Genomic DNA, 20,215 nt, shown 5'->3' with positions numbered 1-20,215 from the left:
GGATGGAGGCGGCATGGCCGGGAACGAGGCGGCGAAGCTGCCGCGCAAGACGTACGAGCGTGAACTGCTCCGCTTGCAGACGGAGCTGGTGAAGTTGCAGGAGTGGGTGCGCGCGGAGGGCGCCCGGCTCGTGGTCGTCTTCGAGGGCCGGGACGCGGCGGGCAAGGGCGGCACCATCAAGCGGGTCGCCGAGCACCTCAACCCGCGTGTCGCCAGGATCGCCGCGCTGCCCAAGCCGACCGAGCGCGAGCGCACCCAGTGGTACTTCCAGCGGTACGTCGAGCATCTGCCGGCGGCCGGGGAGATCGTGCTGTTCGACCGCTCCTGGTACAACCGGGCCGGTGTCGAGCACGTGATGGGCTTCTGCACGAAGGAGGAGTACCAGCTGTTCCTGCGGCAGTGCCCGATCTTCGAGCGGATGCTGGTGGAGGCCGGGGTCCTGCTGCGCAAGTACTGGTTCTCGGTGAGCGACACCGAGCAGCAGGAGCGGTTCCGGCGCCGGCTGCAGGATCCGGTGCGGCGCTGGAAGCTGTCGCCGATGGACCTGGAGTCGATCACCCGCTGGGAGGCGTACTCCCGGGCCAAGGACGAGATGCTGGTGCACACGGACATCTCCGAGGCGCCGTGGTACGTGGTCGAGAGCGACGCCAAGCGGCGGGCCCGGCTGAACATGATCGCCCATCTGCTCGATTCCGTGCCGTACCGCGAGGTTCCGCCGCCGGTGCTGGAGCTGCCGGAGCGGCCGCCGTCGACGGGCTATGAGCGCCCGCCGCGTGATCTGCAGACCTACGTCCCGGACCACGCGGCGAGCCTCTGAGACGCCGGTCAGGCGTCGTGCACCCGGTGCGGTACGACGGCGACCGGGCAGGCGGAGTGGTGCAGTGCCGCATGGGCGACCCGACCGAGCTGGAGCCCGAAGAGTCCCTCGCGACGCCTGGCACCGACAACGAGCAAGTCAGCTTCGTGCGAGGCGTCGACCAGTACCCGGCGGGCGTGGCCCTCGACGGTACGCCGGCGCACGCTGACATCCGCCGGGACGTCCTGCACGGCCGCCTCCAGTTCCTCCGCCGCCTGCTGCTCGTGCAGGCGGGCAGGCTCACCGGCCAGCTGGGGGTACCCCCGGACGAAGTCTGGGGGAGGGTGGTCGGTGGTCTCGTGTGCGGGGCACCGCCAGGCCCGTACGGCTTCCAGGGGCACGCCGCGTCGCCGCGCCTCCTCGGCGGCGAACCTCACGACCGCCGACTCCTTCACCTCATCGCCGATGCCCACCACTACGCGACCGTGGACCGGGGGCGTCGCCTGGTTGTCGTGACTGCCGCGCAACACGATCACCGGGCAGTCGGCGTGGGCGGCGACGGTCAGGCTGACGGAGCCGAGAAGCATCTCGGCGATGCCGCTGCGGCCGCGGGTGCCCACCACCAGCGCGGAGGCGTTCCTCCCCTCGCGCACCAGGGCGTACTCCGGCTCCTCGAACACCACGTCGGCGCTCACCCGCAGGTCGGGGTGCCGGGCGCGTGCCCGCTGGGCAGCGGCGCCGACGACGTCCTGGGCCAGAGGCAGCGCGGTCGGCTTGCCGATGTCGTGGGCGAGTGCGGCACCCTCGTACCGCTCCCACAGGCAGGCGTACACCACCCGCAGCGGCACCCCGCGCAGCGCGGCCTCGTCGGCCGCCCAGTCGACGGCCCGCAGGCTCGGCTCGGAGCCGTCCACGCCGACGACCAGGGGCCCGAAGAGGACTCGTTCGGCCGGTGCGTTCATGATCTGCACTCCCTCAGGTGGTGCGTTCAGTCGTGCGCGACGACGGCGACAGGGGCGGTGGCGTGGTGCAGTACCGCGTGCGTGACGGGTCCGATGTGGGCACCGATCGGGCTGCGGCGGATCCGGCGGCCGACGACGACCAGCGATGCCTCGCGGGAGGCGTCGATGACGTGGTTGGCGGGACTGCCGAGGCGGGACTCCTCGACGACCTCGACGTCCGGGTACTTCTGCCGCCAGGGGCTCAGGACCTTGGCCAGGGCGGCGGCGTCCTGCCGGCCCAGCTCCACGCCTACCTCGGGGGCGGCGGGCAGGCTGGAGACGTAGTAGGGCGGCAGGATCCAGCTGTGTACGGCCCGCAGGGACGTCTGCCGTCGGGCGGCCTCTTCGAACGCGAAAGCGATCACCGTGTCATCGGGGCGGTCGGTGTCGAGGCCGAGTACCACGGGCCGGTACGCGGTGGCGGCGGACGGGATGCCCGTGGGGTCCTTCTCGTGCTCGTCGGCGGCCTGTTCGCCGGATCGCACGAGGACGACGGGGGTCTCGGTGCGAGCGATCACGGCCGCGCCCACGGACCCGACGAGGAATCCTCCGAGCCCGCTCAGCCCGCGGGAGCCGAGGACCAGCAGCTCGGCGTCCTTCGCCGCCTCGGCCAAAGCGTCCGTCGGCCTGCCGGGGATCTGCTCCATGGTCACGTCCACGCCCGGGTGGCGCAGGCGGAGTCCCTCGGCCGCCTCGCGCGGAATCCGCTCGCTCCAGTGCTGCTGCGTCTCGGCGCCCAGGAGCGGGGCTTGCGCGATGGGCTCCGGGACGGGCTCCCAGACGTGCACGAGCTTCAACGGCAGGCCGCGCAGCTTCGCCTCGCGGGCCGCCCACTCGGCAGCGGCACGACTCTCGAGCGAGCCGTCGAGGCCCACGGTGACGGTGCGGGACATGATGTCCACCTCCTGATCGGGGTTCCGATCCCAGGGTGGTGGCGGGGGAGCGGCACGGTGCAGTGACCGCAGGTCCCCTTTCGGGGGCCGATGGGCCCCATGGGCCGACGGGTCCCCCACTGACGCCGCGTCCGGCGACGCAGGCCGACGACAGAGCGGTGTGTGGGAGCAGAGCAAAGCGAGCGGCGACCAGGCGCGCCCAGCCTCGGTCAGAGCACCCGTGTGCCGTCTGTTCCCAGGAAGGTGTCGGCTACCGCTGCCCGGCATGTCGACCAGCAGCGCTGTATCGGCAGAGGATGCCTCGCGGGCCGTTCGGCACCTGGCGGCCGGCCAGGAGCCCGGAGGATCCTGAGATCTTTCGGCGCAAGGAGGATCATGTCCCAGAGCTCGGTCGGCCGTGCTCCGAGGTGGCACCGTCTGGTGCCCGGGCTCGGCATGCTCCTCGGCTACCGGCGCTCGTGACTGAGAGGCGATGTCCTGGCCGGAGTGACGGTGGCCGCGTATCTCGTGCCCCAGGTGATGGCGTACGCGGGCGTTGCCGGCCTGCCGCCGGTCGCCGGGCTGTGGGCCATCCTGCCCGCGCTCGCCCTGTACGCCCTGCTCGGCTCCTCCCGCCTGCTCTCCGTGGGCCCGGAGTCGACGACCGCGCTGATGACGGCGACGGTGGTCGGCCCGCTCGCCGCCGGAGATCCGGCCCATTACGCGACGTTGGCGGCCGCCCTCGCGCTCGCGGTCGGCTTGCTGTGCGTGCTGGCATGGGCGACGCGGCTCGGCTTCGTCGCGGATCTGCTGTCCCGCCCGGTGCTGATCGGGTATCTGGCGGGCGTGGCGCTGATCATGATCGTGGACCAGCTTCCCAAACTGACCGGTGCCCGAACGACGGACTCGGCCTTCTTCCCCCAACTGTGGTCCTTCGTACAGCACCTGTCGCGAGTCCACATGGCCACGGTGCTGTTCGCCGTCGTGGCGCTCGGCGTCCTCTTTACGCCGGCCCACTTCTTCCGCACCGTCCCCGGTCCTCTGCTCGTCGTGGTCTTCGGGACGGTGGCCGTGTCCCTGTTCGACCTGGACGGCCAACACGGCATCAAGGTGATCGGCGACGTCCCGTCGGGCCTGCCCGCCGTGTCACTGCCGGATCTGGCCGAGCTGCCGCACCTGGTGCTCCCCGCCCTGGGCGTGCTCCTCGTCGGCTACACCGACTTCATCCTCACCTCGCGGGCCTTCGCCAGGCGCGACGACGAGGGGCCCGGGCTCGACGCCAACCAGGAGTTCCTCGCCCTGGGCGCGGCCAACGTCGGCGCGGGCATGCTGCACGGATTCCCGGTCAGCAGCAGCGCCAGCCGTACCGCTCTGGCCTCCTCAGCGGGCGGGCGCAGCCAGGCGTATGCACTGGTGGCCGGTGTGGCCGTCCTCGCGGTCCTGCTCTTCCTGAGCCCGCTGCTCTCCCGCACGCCCACGGCGGTCTTGGGCGCGCTCGTCGTCTACGCGGCCGTCCGCATGATCGACCTGGCGGGCTTCCGGCGGCTGGCGTCCTTCCGCCGCCGGGAGCTCCTGCTGGCGCTCGGCTGCATGGCCGGAGTCCTGGCCCTGGACATCCTCTACGGCGTGCTGGTCGCCGTCGGCCTGTCGGTCGCCGAACTGCTCACGCGGGTGGCCCGCCCGCACGACGCAGTCCAGGGCCTGGTCCCCGGCGTGGCCGGCATGCACGACATCGACGACTACCCCCAGGCCCGCACCATCCCCGGCCTGCTCGTCTACCGCTACGACTCCCCGCTCATCTTCGCCAACGCCGAGAACTTCCACCGCCGGGCCCTGGCCGCCGTGGACGAGCAGAGCGAACCGGTCCGCTGGTTCGTCCTCAACGCCGAGGCAAATGTGGAGGTCGACATCACCGCCCTGGACGCGGTCGACGAACTTCGCCGCGAACTCGCCCACCGCGGCGTCGTCTTCGCCCTCGCCCGCGTCAAGCAGGACCTGCTGGACGACCTGACGGCATACGGCCTGGCAGACGCCGTCGGGAGCGAGCGGATCTTTCCCACCCTTCCGACAGCAGTGGCCGCGTACCGGACGTGGTGCCGCGATGAGTAGGCCGCAGTAGGCCGTCTCTCAGGCCCCGGACTCCGTGGCACCGTGCTCGTCGAGATCAGGGGCTTTCACTTGAGTGCCAGGCCGACGCCCACGCATCCGCTGTCGCCACTCGTTCGCCTCAGCCGACAGCGGGGCAGGGCCGTCGGTACACCGCTGCGGCGCCGTCCGACCCTGCCTTCGGGACGTCCCATCGGGCCCATGCGCCCGAGTCGGTGGGGCCGTTCGGCCCCTCTTCGCCCTGCGCCGTGAAACGACGCCGGAACGCGGCTCGGTGCCTGCTACACAGGAGTCAGCCGCCCTCGTCGGATGCGGTCCCCTTCCCCCCTCATCAGCCCTGACCGGGAGGCATCATGCTGTCCGCAGAATCCGCCGCCGTCATCCGTGCCACCCTGCCCGCCGTGGCCGGCGCGCTCGACGAGATCACCACCCGCTTCTACGGCGCGATGTTCCACGACCGGCCGGAACTGCTCGACGGGATGTTCAACCGCGGCAACCAGGCCAGCGGCGCCCAGCGCCGCGCACTGGCCGGCTCGATCGCCGGGTTCGCGACCGCGCTGCTCGACGCCCCGGACACCCGCCCGGACGTCCTGCTGGACCGGATCGCGCACAAGCACGCCGCCGTCGGAGTCACCGACGACCAGTACACGATCGTGCACAAGTACCTGTTCGGCGCGATAGCCGAGGTCCTCGGCGACGCGGTCACCCCCGAGGTGGCGGCCGCCTGGGACGAGGTGTACTGGCTGATGGCCGGCGCCCTGATCGGCCGGGAGGCCCGCCTGTACCAGGACGCGGGCGTGGAGCCCGGCCAGATCTGGCGGCAATGGACAGTCGTCGAGCGCCGCACCGAAACCCCGGACGTCGTGTCCTTCCTGCTCCAACCGGCCGACGGCCAGCCGGCACCCCGTGCGCGGGCAGGCCAGTACGTCAGCGTGCGGGTCCCGATGGCCGACGGCGTCCACCAACTGCGCCAGTACAGCCTCTCCTCCGACCCGGGCGGGGAGTTGCGGCGCATCACCGTCAAGCGAGTCGCCGGCACGGCCGACACGCCGGACGGCGAGGTCTCCAACACGCTGCACGACCAGATCCGCGAGCGCGACGAACTGACGCTGTCCGCACCCTTCGGCGACGTCTTCCTCGACGACCCGGCCGACGCCACCACTCCGGTCGTCCTCGTCTCCGCGGGCATCGGCGGCACCCCCATGACCAGCATCCTGGCCCACCTCACCACCCACGGTTCCACCCGCCCGGTGCTCATCCTGCACGCCGACCGCTCCCCCGCCGACCACGCCCTGCGCACCGAGACAACCGGGCTGGTCAAGGAACTGCCTGGCGCCCGCGCCATCTTCTGGTACGAGCACCCCGGCCCGGAGGAACCCGACGCCCGCGAGGGCCTGATGAACCTCCACGGCATCGAACTGCCCGAGAACGCCACCGTGTTCCTTTGCGGCCCGCTGCCGTTCATGCGCGACATCCGCGCACAGCTGCTGCGCGCCGGAGTTCCCCCGCAGCGCATCCGCTACGAGGTCTTCGGCCCCGACCTGTGGCTGCCCGGCCCGGCTGCCTGAACGCCGGACGTCCCACCGCACTCCAGGAGAGGAAACCGGCATGACCAGCAATGACACCCAGGCCGCCGCCCCCACCGTGCTGCTGCGCTCGGAAGGCGAGGTGGACGAGGAGACCCTCTCGTACGCCCGCACAAAGATCGACGCCGTCGTGGGCCGGCCGGGACTGCCCGGCACCACCGGCGAGGTGCGGATCACGCGAGTGGCCGCTCACCACGCAGACCGTCCTTGGACGGCGACGGCCGCCCTGCACGTCGGACGGCGAGAGGTTGTCGTACTCGCCGAAGAGGCCACCGGCCGGGAAGTCGTCGACCAACTCCAGGACCGGCTGCGCCACCAGATCGACAAGGCGGCCCGCACCGGACACAACGACCACCGGACGGCGGCCCCACCGTGGCGCGGCGGCCCCGGAATCCTGCGTCCTGCCGAAGGCAGCGGCCCAACGGCGGACTCTCACCCGGCGTGAGTCCGCGGTCAGTACAGGCCCGGTCGGTGACGGTCCACCGACCGGGCCTCTGCAATTCCCCGCTGGCGCGGCGTCGGTGAGCGTGAAGCGCTCCCGCACGTGGGAGCGCACCTGGCAGGCCATTCGGCCCACTCGGGTGACCAACGGCCCACTGACGGCGCTCATCGTCACCGGAAACGCTGATGGTGTGCGGTTCCCGGTCAACGGGCCAGAACGAGGAGTTGTGTGATGGCGAAGGCTTATCTGGTGGGCAGCGGGATCGCGGCGCTCGCCGCCGCCACGTTCCTGATCCGCGACGGCCAATTCGACGGCGGCCACATCCACCTCTTCGAACAGCAGGAACGCACAGGCGGCAGCCTGGACGCCGGCGGAACGCCCGAGGCCGGCTACACCATGCGCGGCGGGCGGATGTTCGAAGCCGAATTCCGCTGCACCTACGACCTGCTGTCCACCATCCCCACCCTCGAAGATCCGTCGGTGTCGGTGACCGAGGACATCCTCGCCGCGTACGAGGAGTTCGGCTGGGACGACGCCGCACGCCTCGTCGACGCGGACGGGAAGATCACCGACGTACGGTCCATGGGGTTCTCCGAGCGCGACCGGCTGGAGCTGGTGAAGTGCCTGGCGACTCCGGAGGGGATGCTGGACGGCAGGAAGATCACCGACTGCTTCGGCGAACACTTCTTCACCACGAACTTCTGGTACATGTGGTGCACCACGTTCGCCTTCCAGCCCTGGCACAGCGCGATGGAGTTCCGCCGCTACCTCAAGCGGTTCATCCACCTCTTCCCGTCGTTCGCCTCGATGACGGGCATCCAGCGGACCCGCTACAACCAGTACGACTCGATCGTCCGCCCGTTGCAGGCGTGGCTGGCCGAGCGGGGCGTCACCGTCCACACCGGCTGCTCGGTAACCGACCTGGACCTCGCACCGGGCTCCGGAACCCGGGTCGAAGGCATCCGGCTGGACCGCAGGGGCCGCCACGAGCGCATCCACGTGGCACCCCAGGACCTCGTCCTGATCACCAACGGCTCCATGACGGACTCCTCCAGCCTCGGCTCGCACACCACCGCTCCCCCACCGCACCCGCGGCGATCGGACGCCTGGCTGCTGTGGCACCGGCTGGCAAGGGGGCGCGACGACTTCGGCAACCCGGACGCCTTCGACAAGAACATCCCCGCCTCCCAATGGGAGTCGTTCACCGTCACCGCTACCGACCCCTCCTTCCTCGACGCCCTGGAGAAGTTCAGCGGCCGTGAGGCGGGCAAGGGCGGCCTGATGACCTTCACCGCCTCCAACTGGCTGCTCACCGTCGTCGCCAACCACCAGCCCGTCTACCGCGACCAGCCCGACGGCGTGACGGTCTGGTGGGGCTACGGCCTGTACCCCGACCGGCCAGGCAATCGCACCGGCAAGCCGATGACCGCATGCACCGGTCGGGAGATCCTCCAAGAGGTCCTGCACCACCTTCACTTCGACCAGGAGCTCACCGATCGCGTCCTTGCGACCTCCACCGTCGTGCCTTGCCTGATGCCGTACATCACCAGCCAGTTCCTGACCCGCCGACGTGACGACCGACCACACGTAGTGCCCGAGGGATCGGTGAACCTCGCCTTCATCGGCCAGTTCGCCGAAGTACCCGACGACGTCGTCTTCACCGTCGAGTACTCGGTGCGCACCGCCTGGACCGCCGTCGCCGAACTCCTCGGCCTCGACCGGCGCCCGCCCGAGGTCTACAAGGGACACCACGACCCGCATGTCCTGGTGGAGGCGCTGGAGACCATGCACCGGCGGTGACCGCCCGGCCGGAGTCCGGCGTGCTCCGGCCCCTCAACGCACGAAGTGCCGGGCCGCGTTTCCGCCCGGGGCGCCCAGCTGCGAAGAGCAGCGCGGGCTCCGAGTCCCTGGTCGCGGCTGCGGTGAACGACCCAGAGCATGCCCCGGGCCAGCGCCGACTGCGTGGGCCTCGCGAGGTGCCCGGCTCGGACCAAGAGGCCGGTCAAGGCCGCTCGACAGCCAAACCGCGCAAGACAGCCGCGAAGTTGACCCTGGTGCGCCAGCGGGCCGTGGCCGTCTCTGCCAGCGGCTGACGGTATCGCTCGTGGTCCTCCGTCGCGGAGACTGTCGCTCATGGACTGGCTCTCACCCGTATCCGGACTCGTCGGCGCCCTGGTGGGTGCCGGGTTGTCGTATCTGGCCACGCATAGCGCGCAGGCCAAGGCGCTGGCCGATGCCCGCCAGGCTCGACTTGAAGCCAAGCAGGACCAGGCCGTGACCACGCTGGCGACAGCCTTCGGAGACCTTCACAAGCATGTCCGGAGCGTCCCCGACGACCGGGAGCCGGGGATGAGCGCCGAAGACGCCGCCATGCTCACGGCGGCACGGCAGGCGTGGGACGAGAAGCTGCAGGATCACATCGCACCCGCCCGGCTGGCGATCGGCGTCATCCGGGACAGGCAGGTCCGCCACCGCCTCAACGAGGCCATGACCCTGCTGGAGGTGTGGGACAGTGGGCTGGTGTACGCCTTCCACGGCCGGTCTCGCGTGTGGGTGTTGCGCGGGGTGATTTCCCACGCTGTGGACTGTGTGGGGGCGTGGCAGCGGGAGGAGGCGTTGCCGGAACCGAACCGCGCGTTCACGCAGGCCCGGGAGTCGTTGGCGGCCAAGCAGGACGAGTGGGAGGCCATCGCGGAAGCCGAGGAGGAGGACCGACTCCGGCGGCGCGCCCAGAGGGAAGGCAACGGCTCGTAGCCGTCCAGATCGGCGCCGACTACGCCACGTTGAGAAGCGGGAGAAACCCGATGACGTCCAGGCGAGGACGGTGGGTTCAGACGTGGGGCACAACGGCGACGGGGCAGCCGACGTGGTGCAGCACCGCGTGAGTGACCGGACCGGTGTGGGTACCGAGACGGCTGTCCCGTATCCGGCGCCCCACCACCACCAGGGCCGCCCCGGCAGCGGCACGGACCAGTGCGGTGGCCGCCCGGCCCTCGGCGACCGTCTCGGTGACAGCGACCTCGGGGAACTTCTCGCACCACGGGCGCAGAGCCGCGACCACGGCGTGCTCGTGCTCGGCGAGCAGCTCCGGGCCGGGCGGCGAGACGACCCGGTCGGCGGTGGCGTATCCCGGCGGGACGGTGAAGGTGTGGACCACGCGCAGCGCGGCGCTGCGGCGCCGGGCCGCCGCGAAGGCGAACTCGATGAGGTCGTCGCAGGGTTGGCCGGTGTCGAGGCCGAGGACGATGTCGCGGTACGGGAGCTCGGGGATCTCCTCCGGGGAGACACCGTCGGGGGCCGGTAGGTGTTCGGCGGCGGAGCTCTCACCTGCCCGGGCCAGGACGACGGGGCGCGGGGATCTGGCGAGGACCCGTTGGGAGACCGAGCCGAGCAGGAAGCCCGTGAGGCCGCTGAGACCGCGGGAGCCGAGCACCAGGAGGTCGGCGCGTTGGGCCGCTTCGAGCAGGGCGGCCACCGGTGACTCCTGCACCTGCCGGTCGACGATGCTCAGCGCGGGGTGCGCGGCACGGACACTGTTCGACGCCTCTGCGAGGATCTGCTTGGCCCAGCCGCGCTCGGTCATGCCCATGGGCACATAGGCCGGAGGGCGCGCGTGCACCTGCCAGGCGTGCACCAGCTGCAGCTCCGCGCCGCGGCGCAGGGCCTCCCGGGCCGCCCAGTGCGCGGCGGCAAGGCTCTCGGGAGAACCGTCGATCCCTACGGCAACGTGTCGATCCATGACCTGTGCCTCCTCGGTGTCCGCGTGTCCACTTTGCAGCCTGCTACGAACGCCGAGCCGCGCGCAGGGACCGGAGGTCCCTTTCCTCGGGCTACACGGCCCCCGTGCTTCTCGCCGTGATCCCGGGGACGTTCTCCCACAATGCCGAACATGGCTGCCTCCGTCACCGCCACGCGCGCCACGATCGGTCGGCCTCCTGCTCTTCGATCCCCTCGAAACGGCGTAACCCGTCGGTCCTTCCGTGGCCGGCCGAGAAGGGGACGGTTCGGCCCGGGCGATCCGGGACGACCGGCCCTGCCCCCTCAAGTCGTTGCACGGGAGGCTGAAGTGGCATCGCAGGGCCGGCACCCGGGACAGTCCACAGGGACAGCAACGGCCGGACCGGCCGCTCGAACCCGAGAGTCCCGGCCCCCGATGCACATTGCGGGGCCACGACAGCCCGCGGTGTCCGTCAGGCCCGTACGCGCCGTACGCGCCGCAGACTACGTCACGCTCCGCATGACGCCGTGAAGGAGGGAGGGACAGCCATGAAGACCTGCACGGTCGGCGAGGTCATGACCAGGGAGGTCGTCGGCGCCCGCCAGGAGACGCCCTTCAAGGAGGTGGTGCGCCTGCTGGACCGGCATCGGATCAGCGGCCTGCCGGTCGTGGACGCCGACGACAAGGTCGTGGGCGTGATCTCCGAGACCGACCTGATCCGCCGGCAGGCGGCGCAAGCCGAACGGGACCGGGGACGCGGCTTCCGGCTCCCGGCACTGCGCCGCAGGACGCGGCGCACGACCGCCAAGGCCCGTGCCACCACCGCCGGGCAGCTGATGTCGACGCCCGCGATCACAGTGCACCCGGAACAAGGTGTCGCGGACGCGGCCCAGGTGATGGAGCGTCATCATGTCGAACGGCTGCCCGTGGTCGACGAGGAGGACCGCCTCATCGGCATCGCCACCCGCCGTGACCTGCTGCGGGTCTTCCTGCGGACCGACGACGAGATCCGCCAGGAGATCATTGACGAGGTCCTGACCCGCACGATGTCCCTGCCGCCCCACACGGTCATCGTCTCCGTCCACGACGGCATGGCCACGCTGGAAGGCCGCCTGGAACAGCGCAGCGACATCCCGCTGGTGCTCCGGCTGACCTGGAAGGTGGACGGCGTCGTGGGCGTGATGAACAGCCTCACCTTCCACTTCGACGACACCCACCCACCCGAGAAGCACCCCTCACGCAGGATCGACCACTACTGGCTTCCGCAGCGGTGACCCCGACGCCGCTTCGGCGGCGTGCCGGCCGGAACGGCCACGACCGTCCCCTCCCCCTGTGCCCGGCGATGCCCACACGACCGCCGACTCCCCGACCCCCGACCGCTCCGCACCACCCCGCCCAGCCGGGCGGGGCCGGGCCGGGCCGGGCTAGCCTGCAAGGAGCAGCGCGCATACCGAGTCCGTCCCGCCCCGCCGGACTGCAGCACCACGGGGACCGTCTGCTCCCCCTCCTCGACCGCACACTGGCCAACAGCTGAGGCTCCGGCGCGGACACCAATCCTGAGGAACACGGCTGCGACCAGCGGACGGCTCGGCGGGCCACACCGATGTCGGCATGGTAGGCCCGCCCGGCCACTGAACGCTGGATGGCCGACGAACAGGCCGACTTCGCCCAGGCGCCTTCGGCTGGCGCGGCGGAATTGCCCACCTCGCCGCCGGAGCGTCCCCGGTGTCCCGTCCTCATGGATCTGGCTCCGAGTCATGCTCTTAGACCGTGTCCTACGTGGTGAGGCGGACGAGACGCTTGTAGCAGCACAAGGCCGCGGCGAGACCGAGAAAGGCCAGGTAGTTGCGGGGATTACGTTCGTAGCGGGGGCTGAGTCTGCGGTAGCCGGACAGCCACGACATCGTTCTTTCGATCACCCACCTGCGGCGGCCCAGCCGTTCGCTGGACTCGATGCCTTTGCGGGCGATCCGGACTCCGATGCGCTTGCCGTGTAACCATTTCCGCAGGTCCGGTCGATCGTAGGCTTTGTCCGCGTGGAGGCGCTGAGGCTTGAAGTACCGGCCGCGATGGGGGTCGTGTCTCGTTTGGTGACCCGCCACCATCGGCTTCAGACCTTCGCTGTCGTGGGTGTTGCCGGCCGAGACGCCGACGACCAGGGGCAGTCCGTTCGCGTCCGACAGGATGTGCATCTTGGAACCCGGCTTGCCCCGGTCCACGGGGCTCGGACCTGTGTGTTCGCCCCCTTTTTTAGCCCTGACGTGGGCGGTGTCGAGGACTACACGGGTCACCTCGACCAGGCCGGCGTCGTCGAGCCGGTGCAGCACAGCCTCGTGCAATCGGCCCCAGACGCCGGCTCTGGACCAGATCAGGAAGCGGCGGTGAGCGGTCGACTTCGATATGCCGAAGCAGGGCGGCAGAGCCCGCCAGGCACAACCGCTGACCAGCACGTAGATGATCGCCGCGAACAGCGTCTCATCAGGCGTGTCCTGTGTACCGCCGCCCTGTGGCCGCACCTTCGACGGCGGGATCAGCGGCTTCGCGATCTCCCACAGCCCATCCGGAACAATCCAACTCCACGTATCCCGCCCCATGCCCTGCCCAACGTCCGCCTCACCACGTAGGACACGGTCTTAGATGTCGTCTCATTTGGATTGTTCGATAGTCTGGCGTCGTGGGGATCGTTGAGCGTCTCGTGCCAGACGAGTTGTGGGAACTGTTCGAGCGGGTGGTGCCGCCGGCTCCATCTCGCCCGCAGGGCGGCGGCCGACGACGGTACGGAGACCGGGAGGTCCTGGCTGCGATCGTCTTCGTGGCCACGTCGGGCTGCACGTGGCGGCAGTTGCCTCCGTCGTTCGGACCTTCAGGGCCGACAGCCCACCGGCGGTTCACCGAGTGGACCAAGGCCCGGGTCTGGGCCAAGCTCCACCGTCTGGTCCTGGATGAGCTGGGCAGGCGCGGTGACCTGGACTGGAGCCGGTGCGCGATCGATTCGGTGAACATGCGCGCGATGAAAGGGGGGAGCTGACAGGTCCGAATCCTGTCGACCGGGGCAAGAAAGGCTCAAAGATCCACTTGATCACCGAGCGGACCGGTCTGCCCCTCTCCATCGGCGTCTCCGGCGCCAACCTTCACGACAGCCAGGCCCTCGAACCCCTCGTCCGCGGCATCCCGCCGATCCGCTCCCGCCGCGGACCCCGCCGGCGCCGCCCCGCCAAACTGCACGCGGACAAGGGCTACGACTACGACCACCTGCGCCGATGGTTACGCCAGCGCGGCATCACCCACCGCATCGCCCGCAAGGGCATCGAGTCCTCCAAGCGGCTGGGCCGCCACCGCTGGACCATCGAACGCACCATGGCCTGGCTCGCCGGCTGTCGCCGACTCCACCGCCGCTACGAGCGCAAAGCCGACCACTTCCTGGCATTCACTGCCATCGCCTGCACCCTCATCTGCTACCGCAGACTCACCAAATGAGACGACGTCTTAGACCGTGTCCTACGTGGTGAGGCGGACGTTGGGCAGGGCATGGGGCGGGATACGTGGAGTTGGATTGTTCCGGATGGGCTGTGGGAGATCGCGAAGCCGCTGATCCCGCCGTCGAAGGTGCGGCCACAGGGCGGCGGTACACAGGACACGCCTGATGAGACGCTGTTCGCGGCGATCATCTACGTGCTGGTCAGCGGTTGTGCCTGGCGGGCTCTGCCGCCCTGCTTCGGCATATCGAAGTCGACCGCTCACCGCCGCTTCCTGATCTGGTCCAGAGCCGGCGTCTGGGGCCGATTGCACGAGGCTGTGCTGCACCGGCTCGACGACGCCGGCCTGGTCGAGGTGACCCGTGTAGTCCTCGACACCGCCCACGTCAGGGCTAAAAAAGGGGGCGAACACACAGGTCCGAGCCCCGTGGACCGGGGCAAGCCGGGTTCCAAGATGCACATCCTGTCGGACGCGAACGGACTGCCCCTGGTCGTCGGCGTCTCGGCCGGCAACACCCACGACAGCGAAGGTCTGAAGCCGATGGTGGCGGGTCACCAAACGAGACACGACCCCCATCGCGGCCGGTACTTCAAGCCTCAGCGCCTCCACGCGGACAAAGCCTACGATCGACCGGACCTGCGGAAATGGTTACACGGCAAGCGCATCGGAGTCCGGATCGCCCGCAAAGGCATCGAGTCCAGCGAACGGCTGGGCCGCCGCAGGTGGGTGATCGAAAGAACGATGTCGTGGCTGTCCGGCTACCGCAGACTCAGCCCCCGCTACGAACGTAATCCCCGCAACTACCTGGCCTTTCTCGGTCTCGCCGCGGCCTTGTGCTGCTACAAGCGTCTCGTCCGCCTCACCACGTAGGACACGGTCTTAGCACCGGCTTCACCCGAGCCGGAAGAGCTCTCCGTAACGTGGATGTGGCGGCTCGGTGCCGTGCCAAGGCCGGACGAAAGCGTGATGGAGGGGCCTGCACGTGATCGACACCGGCGACATCGACGTCTTCCTCGGCCTGGACGTCGGCAAGGGCGAACACCACGCCACCGCCGTCACCCCGGCCGGGAAGAAGGCGTTCAACAAGCGCCTGCCCAACACCGAGCCCAAGCTCCGCGAGCTGTTCGCGACACTCCAGGCCAAGCACGGAACCGTGCTGGTCGTGGTCGACCAGCCAGCCTCGATCGGCGCCCTGCCGCTGGCGGTTGCGAAAGACATGGGCTGTTTGGTCGCCTATCTGCCGGGTCTGACGATGCGGCGGATCGCCGACCTCTACCCCGGTGAGGCCAAGACGGACGCGAGGGATGCGTTCATCATCGCCGACGCGGCCCGCGCGATGCCTCACACGCTGCGGACGATCGACGGCGAGGACGAAACGATCGCCGAGCTGGAGATGATCGTCGGGTTCGACGACGACCTGGCCGGCGAAGCCACCAGAGTCGCCAACCGACTGCACGGCCTGCTGACCCAGATCCATCCATCGCTGGAACGGGTGCTGGGGCCGCGGTTGCAGCACCCGGCCGTCCTCACGCTGCTGGAGCGTTTCGGATCTCCGGCACAGATCCGCAAAGCGGGCAGGCGGCGCCTAGTGAGCCCCTTTCATCCTCTGCTGGAGGGTGAAACTGGCTGGCCGACGGGTGCGGTGAGGAGGCAGGGCCCTCGTCGTCGGCGTAGTGGTGCCACTCATCACACCGGCGCCTGGAGGAGCCCACTGCAGCCAATTTTGTGCGCGCAGAGAACACTCGGGCGGCGCTACCAGACAAGCATCGCTTGTACGGACCCGTAACTTCTACACGCAAGGGGCCTGCCTGCAACTACGGCCCCGCGCGCTGTATCAAGGGAGTGAGTCATGAGTTCTCAGGTGAAGATATTCGGGTTCGGCATGCCGTGGGAGTCGTTGTACGGGTACAGCCAGGCCACCCAGGTCGGTGACACGGTTTACGTGTCGGGGCAGCTGTCTCATGACCGTCACGGCAACTTCGTGGGTGCCGACGACTTCGAACTGCAGGTCCGCACCACACTGGAGAATCTGGACTTGGTGCTGAGGCAGTTCGGAGCCGAGCGCAGCCAGATAGTGGAGACCACGGTTCTGGTGAGGAGCCTGCGGGAGAACTTCGACACGACAGCACGCCTTCACGCCGAGTACTTCGGGGAGCACCGGCCCACCAGCACGGTCATGGGAGTCTCCGACTTGGCCCTGCCGGACCAACTTGTGGAGATCGGCGCGCTCGTGCGTCTCGACGTGAAGCCATAGGTGAGAAGGCCGGCCTGATTTCTTCGGCCTCCTCATCCTGGATAGTTGCAGGTCAGCAGCGTGTGGACAGCCTGGACGATGGTGCTGATGCGGCGGGTGGAGCATCTGGCTCGCCGGAGCAGCCGCCAGGATTTCAGCTGGGCGAAGGCGCGTTCTCCCGGAGCTCGCAGGCGGGCATGATCTCGGTTGAACTGCTGGTAGTGGGCGGGCTGTTCGCGGTGGTGGTAGTACGGGATGCGGACCGTGGCGCCGGCACCCTGGTAGGCGCGGTCTGCGAGCACGAGGACCTGCCGGGTCAGGCAGGCCTGGATGATGCCGTGGGCTCGTGCCGCGGTCAGGTCATGGGTCCTGCCTGGAGTCGCGCGGGAGAACCACAGCGGTGTGCCGTCGGGACGGGCGATGACCTGCACGTTCATGCCGTGCCGACGGTGTTTCATCGAGTAGTACGGCTCGTCCGCGCGGATCCGGTCGATCGAGATCAGAGTGCCGTCAACGATGACGTGGTCGCCTTCACCGAGGCCGGTGAGAGCTTCATGGAGACCGGGCGCCCAGCCGGCCAGGACCTCCAAGGACTCGTTTACGTAGCGCCAGGCGGTGGCCTGGGATATCCCGAAACCGGCTCCGAGCTGCGAGAACGTCTCGTTCTTGCGTAGGTGGACGAGGGTGAGCAGCGCCTGCTTGAAGCAGCCGAGCTTGCGCCAGCGCGTGTTGCGGGCCCGGCGGTGTTCGTGCAGCAGCCAGGCGCCATGCTCGACGAGCTCATGCGGGACGTCGAGCATGGCGGGATACGGAACCAACAGGGCCCCTTCGGTCGCCGGTGTGATGAGTGGAATCACCACGCCAACGACGAGGGGCCCTGCCTCGTCACAACCCCCGCTGACCAGGCCATTTCACCCTTCAGCACAGGATGAAAGAGGCTCAGTCACGTTGTTACGGCCGAAGGCGCCGCGGATGGCCGAGCGGCTCGTCGATGAGATTTTCGCCGCGTTGGACGAGCAGACCGTCACCGTCCCGGGGACGGAGGCGGCCGCGCTGATCGTCCCGAGCCTTGCCGCGTCCCTGACGGCCGTGCTCGACCAGCGGAAGCTCCTGGCTGGGCGGATCGAGGAACTCCTGGAGGAACACCCTCTTTCCAAGGTCCTGACCTCGATGCCCGGCATCGGCGTCAGGACCGGAGCCAGGATCCTGATCGAGGTCGGCGACGGCAGCGCTTTCCCGACCGCCGGCCACCTCGCCGCCTACGTCGGCCTCGCTCCCGCGACCCGGAACTCGGGCTCCTCGATCCGCGGCGAACAGCCCTCCAAGAGAGGAAACAAGCAGCTCAAACGGGCCTTCTTCCTCTCCGAGTTCACGGCCCTGGGCGATCCGGCATGGCGGGCCTACTACGACAAGAAGATCGCCCAGGGCAAGCACCACACTCAGGCTCTCCTCTGCCTCGCCAGACGCCGGGCCGACGTCCTCTTCGCGATGCTCCGAGACGGCACCTTCTACGAACCCAAGCCCGCCCGGGCCGTCGCTCCGCAGACCTAGACCATGGTCAGGAGGTGATCCGTTGGACCGTAGTCGATCTTCCAGTCGGCATAGACCCCACAGAACCCGTCCTTGATGCACCGCAGGCCCACCGTCACCCAACGGACCGAGCCGTCGCCGGCCAGCGAGAACGCTGCTGCCGCCTCGAACTCCTCGCTCCCGCAAGGGCAGCCGGCCTCGCCAGGATCAGCGTCCTCCCAGAACTCCTCGCTATCCGCGATGAACGCGCGGCCGCCGCAACCAGCGCACACCCGCTCGGCTCCGCCCTCGACATCGTCAACGAGCACGAAGAACACGCGCCCGTCACACCCGCCACAGACGGACGGAACGATCTTCACCCGACGGTCGTCGTCAACGTTCCGGAGAAACACTGCGAGGTCCGCAGAGACACCCTCGCCAACCTCGTCATCAGCATGCACAGACACATCGTCCCAGAGCCGAACCAGCACCCCGTCCACCTTGACCAGAGACATAGGGGCCCCCACACGGTGAACGCCCGGTGGAGGACCGGGCGGCGGTGAACGCGCTCCGCGCCCGGCTTCGAGGCGACGCGAGTGCGTCCCTTGGGCACCAACGGTCAAGACGTGGTGCGTTCAGGGACAAATAGGTGGGGGATCCGCGTTCTAGCGTGCTGGTGAACGTCACTCGTTCACTACTGAGGAGCACATATGCCGTACATCACAGTTGGCCAGGAGAACTCCACCGACATCGATCTCTACTACGAGGACCACGGTTCCGGGCAGGCCATCGTGCTCATCCACGGCTTTCCGTTGGACGGGCACTCGTGGGAGCGACAGAGCGCCGCTCTGCTGGACGCCGGTTACCGGGTCATCACCTACGACCGTCGCGGTTTCGGGCAGTCGGCCCAGCCGACGAGCGGTTACGACTACGACACCTTCGCCGCCGACCTGAACACCGTCATGGAGACTCTCGACCTCCGCGACGCCGTCCTGGTCGGGTTCTCGATGGGTACCGGCGAAGTCGCCCGCTACCTCTCCACCTATGGTTCCGGCCGGGTGGCCAAGGCCGCGTTCCTCGCCTCGCTCGAGCCCTGCCTCCTCCAGACCGACGACAATCCGGACGGCGTCGCTCCGCAGGAGTTCTTCGACGGTGTGGTCGCGGCGGTGAAGGCTGACCGCTACGCCTATTACACGGCCTTCTACAAGGACTTCTACAACCTGGACGAGAACCTGGGCACCCGCATCAGCGAAGAGGCGGTGCGCCACAGCTGGGACGTCGCCGCGGGCGGGGGCTTCTACGCCGCTGCGGCCGCGCCACTCACGTGGGCGACCGACTTCAGGGCCGACATCCCCGCCATCGACGTACCAACCCTGATCCTGCACGGTACGGGCGACCGGATCCTGCCGGTCGAGGGAACCGCGCGGCTCTTCCACAAGGTGCTGCCGTCCGCGGACTACGTCGAGATCGAGGGCGCCCCGCACGGGCTGCTGTGGACCCACGCCGAGGAAGTGAACGCCGCGCTCGTCGCCTTCCTGAGCAAGTGAGGGACGTTCTCGAAGGGGATTGTTGAAGGGAGTTCTCTCGTCATGGCCGACGCACCGATCCTGGTCCTCGCAGCGACAGGGGGCCAGGGCAGGGCCGTGACAGGTGCCCTGCTCCGACGGCGGGCGCCCGTCCGCGTGCTGGTCCGTGACCCGCACCGGTGGGCCGCACGCGAACTCGCCGAGCAGGCAGTGGAGGTGGTGGCGGGGTCGTTGAACGACGTCCGCTCGCTCTCCGCCGCCATGCACGGCGTGGCGGGCGTCTTCGCATACACCACGCCCTTCGAGGCGGGCCCGGCGGCCGAGGTCGCACAAGGGCGGGCCATCATCTCCGCCGCGACCCGGCAGCGGGTGCCGCACCTCGTGTTCAGCTCCGTGGCGGGCGCCGACCAAAACAGTGGCGTACCGCATTTCGAGAGCAAGGCGCGCATCGAAACGGACTTGGTCTCCGGTGACGTGCCGTACACGATCCTGGGGCCGACCTACTTCTTCGACAACGCGCTCGGCGGACACAAGCGGGTGCTCCACGGCGTTCTCGATCTGCCACTGCCCTCCGAGCGGCCGTTGCAGCAGCTGGCGCGTGCCGACCTCGGCGCGTTCGCGGCGGAGGTGATGCTCGCCCCGGGTCCCTTCCTGGGACAGCGCATCGAGCTGGCCGGTGACGCTCCCACCCCGGTGGATATGGCGGCGGCCTTGAGCAAGGTCCTGGGGCGGGACGTCCGCCATGAGCAGGTCCCCCTCGGTGCGATCGGCGATCCCGACATGCACGCGATGTGGGCCTTCCTCAACGGATCCGGCTACCGCGTCGACATCCCGGCCCTGCACGAAGCCCATCCGGGGATTCCCTGGACCCGCTTCGGGGACTGGGCCGGCCAGGCCTGGGGCGGGGTGCGCTGACACACCGTCCGACGCCCGGTACCGAGTGCGGGTC

18 protein-coding genes and 2 pseudogenes are annotated in these 20,215 nt (G+C 69.3%); 14 read left to right on the top strand and 6 right to left on the bottom strand.

The genetic code is table 11. From position 1 onward, the window contains the following. Positions 1-13 precede the first annotated feature (13 nt). Positions 14-817, top strand: a complete 804-nt coding sequence (gene ppk2 / locus STRIP9103_RS07970) for a polyphosphate kinase 2 (protein ID WP_009302920.1) — start codon at positions 14-16, stop codon at positions 815-817. Positions 818-825: 8 nt separating this feature from the next. Here the strand turns inward: ppk2 and STRIP9103_RS07965 are convergent, their stop codons facing one another. Together STRIP9103_RS07965 and STRIP9103_RS07960 are read right to left on the bottom strand one after the other, a co-directional pair. Next, positions 826-1,758, bottom strand: a complete 933-nt coding sequence (locus STRIP9103_RS07965; protein WP_048819907.1) for a universal stress protein — start codon at positions 1,756-1,758, stop codon at positions 826-828. Between the two features lie 26 nt (positions 1,759-1,784). Continuing rightward, complete coding sequence (locus STRIP9103_RS07960; protein WP_009302960.1) at positions 1,785-2,690, bottom strand: universal stress protein; 906 nt, start codon at positions 2,688-2,690, stop codon at positions 1,785-1,787. Positions 2,691-3,152: 462 nt separating this feature from the next. Between STRIP9103_RS07960 and STRIP9103_RS07955 the strand changes: the two genes are divergently transcribed. From STRIP9103_RS07955 to STRIP9103_RS07935, 5 genes are all read left to right on the top strand, one after another. Beyond that, positions 3,153-4,778 (top strand): SulP family inorganic anion transporter, encoded by a 1,626-nt coding sequence (locus tag STRIP9103_RS07955; RefSeq protein WP_234022147.1) that lies wholly within the window; start codon positions 3,153-3,155, stop codon positions 4,776-4,778. A 350-nt stretch (positions 4,779-5,128) separates the two neighbouring features. Continuing rightward, positions 5,129-6,343: a globin domain-containing protein gene (locus STRIP9103_RS07950; RefSeq protein ID WP_009302965.1), complete on the top strand. Its 1,215-nt coding sequence runs from the start codon at positions 5,129-5,131 to the stop codon at positions 6,341-6,343. A 40-nt stretch (positions 6,344-6,383) separates the two neighbouring features. Beyond that, positions 6,384-6,806, top strand: coding sequence for a hypothetical protein (locus STRIP9103_RS07945; protein WP_009302926.1), 423 nt, complete (start codon positions 6,384-6,386; stop codon positions 6,804-6,806). Positions 6,807-7,034: 228 nt separating this feature from the next. Then, complete coding sequence (locus STRIP9103_RS07940; protein ID WP_048819902.1) at positions 7,035-8,603, top strand: oleate hydratase; 1,569 nt, start codon at positions 7,035-7,037, stop codon at positions 8,601-8,603. 333 nt (positions 8,604-8,936) lie between these two features. After that, positions 8,937-9,557 carry a hypothetical protein gene (locus tag STRIP9103_RS07935; RefSeq protein WP_009302971.1) on the top strand — a complete coding sequence of 207 codons (621 nt, stop codon included), beginning with the start codon at positions 8,937-8,939 and terminating at the stop codon, positions 9,555-9,557. A 76-nt stretch (positions 9,558-9,633) separates the two neighbouring features. On the opposite strand, the gene STRIP9103_RS07930 is transcribed toward STRIP9103_RS07935, so the two are convergent. Beyond that, on the bottom strand, positions 9,634-10,542 hold the full coding sequence (locus tag STRIP9103_RS07930) for a universal stress protein (protein ID WP_009302955.1): 909 nt from the start codon (positions 10,540-10,542) through the stop codon (positions 9,634-9,636). A 527-nt stretch (positions 10,543-11,069) separates the two neighbouring features. Here STRIP9103_RS07930 and STRIP9103_RS07925 point away from each other — a divergent pair. Then, entirely contained in the window at positions 11,070-11,795 is a 726-nt protein-coding gene (locus tag STRIP9103_RS07925) for a CBS domain-containing protein (RefSeq protein ID WP_009302934.1), read from the top strand. Positions 11,796-12,296: 501 nt separating this feature from the next. Here STRIP9103_RS07925 and STRIP9103_RS46110 read toward each other — a convergent pair. Beyond that, positions 12,297-13,115 (bottom strand): IS5 family transposase, encoded by an 819-nt coding sequence (locus STRIP9103_RS46110; RefSeq protein WP_009300981.1) that lies wholly within the window; start codon positions 13,113-13,115, stop codon positions 12,297-12,299. Between the two features lie 86 nt (positions 13,116-13,201). Between STRIP9103_RS46110 and STRIP9103_RS48285 the strand changes: the two genes are divergently transcribed. From STRIP9103_RS48285 to STRIP9103_RS07895, 4 genes and pseudogenes are all read left to right on the top strand, one after another. Next, positions 13,202-13,998, top strand: a protein-coding gene (locus STRIP9103_RS48285) for an IS5 family transposase (RefSeq protein ID WP_234022146.1) whose coding sequence is annotated in 2 segments (ribosomal slippage) — positions 13,202-13,537 and positions 13,540-13,998 — 795 coding nt in all. Because the reading frame shifts where the segments join, the coding sequence is not laid out codon by codon here. A gap of 51 nt (positions 13,999-14,049) precedes the next feature. Then, a complete protein-coding gene (locus STRIP9103_RS46105) occupies positions 14,050-14,868 on the top strand; it encodes an IS5 family transposase (RefSeq protein ID WP_009300981.1) in 819 nt (272 codons plus the stop codon). A 112-nt stretch (positions 14,869-14,980) separates the two neighbouring features. Further along, positions 14,981-15,592, top strand: a pseudogene (locus STRIP9103_RS07900) (IS110 family transposase); the annotation flags it as partial. A gap of 255 nt (positions 15,593-15,847) precedes the next feature. Further along, complete coding sequence (locus STRIP9103_RS07895; RefSeq protein ID WP_009302964.1) at positions 15,848-16,252, top strand: RidA family protein; 405 nt, start codon at positions 15,848-15,850, stop codon at positions 16,250-16,252. A gap of 32 nt (positions 16,253-16,284) precedes the next feature. On the opposite strand, the gene STRIP9103_RS07890 is transcribed toward STRIP9103_RS07895, so the two are convergent. Further along, on the bottom strand, positions 16,285-17,091 hold the full coding sequence (locus tag STRIP9103_RS07890) for an IS5 family transposase (RefSeq protein ID WP_009302928.1): 807 nt from the start codon (positions 17,089-17,091) through the stop codon (positions 16,285-16,287). Between the two features lie 88 nt (positions 17,092-17,179). Here STRIP9103_RS07890 and STRIP9103_RS07885 point away from each other — a divergent pair. Then, a pseudogene (locus STRIP9103_RS07885) lies at positions 17,180-17,782 on the top strand (transposase); the annotation flags it as partial. On the opposite strand, the gene STRIP9103_RS07880 reads toward STRIP9103_RS07885, so the two are convergent. Further along, positions 17,779-18,255: a hypothetical protein gene (locus tag STRIP9103_RS07880; RefSeq protein WP_009302940.1), complete on the bottom strand. Its 477-nt coding sequence runs from the start codon at positions 18,253-18,255 to the stop codon at positions 17,779-17,781. The pseudogene STRIP9103_RS07885 and the gene STRIP9103_RS07880 sit on opposite strands and share 4 nt — an antisense overlap. Positions 18,256-18,450: 195 nt before the next feature. Between STRIP9103_RS07880 and STRIP9103_RS07875 the strand changes: the two genes are divergently transcribed. Together STRIP9103_RS07875 and STRIP9103_RS07870 are read left to right on the top strand one after the other, a co-directional pair. Beyond that, complete coding sequence (locus STRIP9103_RS07875) at positions 18,451-19,287, top strand: alpha/beta fold hydrolase (RefSeq protein WP_048819899.1); 837 nt, start codon at positions 18,451-18,453, stop codon at positions 19,285-19,287. 42 nt (positions 19,288-19,329) lie between these two features. Beyond that, complete coding sequence (locus STRIP9103_RS07870; RefSeq protein WP_048819898.1) at positions 19,330-20,181, top strand: NmrA/HSCARG family protein; 852 nt, start codon at positions 19,330-19,332, stop codon at positions 20,179-20,181. Positions 20,182-20,215 lie beyond the last annotated feature (34 nt).

The sequence above is a fragment of the Streptomyces ipomoeae 91-03 genome (assembly GCF_000317595.1).
Lineage (GTDB): Bacteria > Actinomycetota > Actinomycetes > Streptomycetales > Streptomycetaceae > Streptomyces > Streptomyces ipomoeae.
Note: the sequence above shows the minus strand (reverse complement) of the source record. Positions and strands in the feature narration are given on the sequence as shown.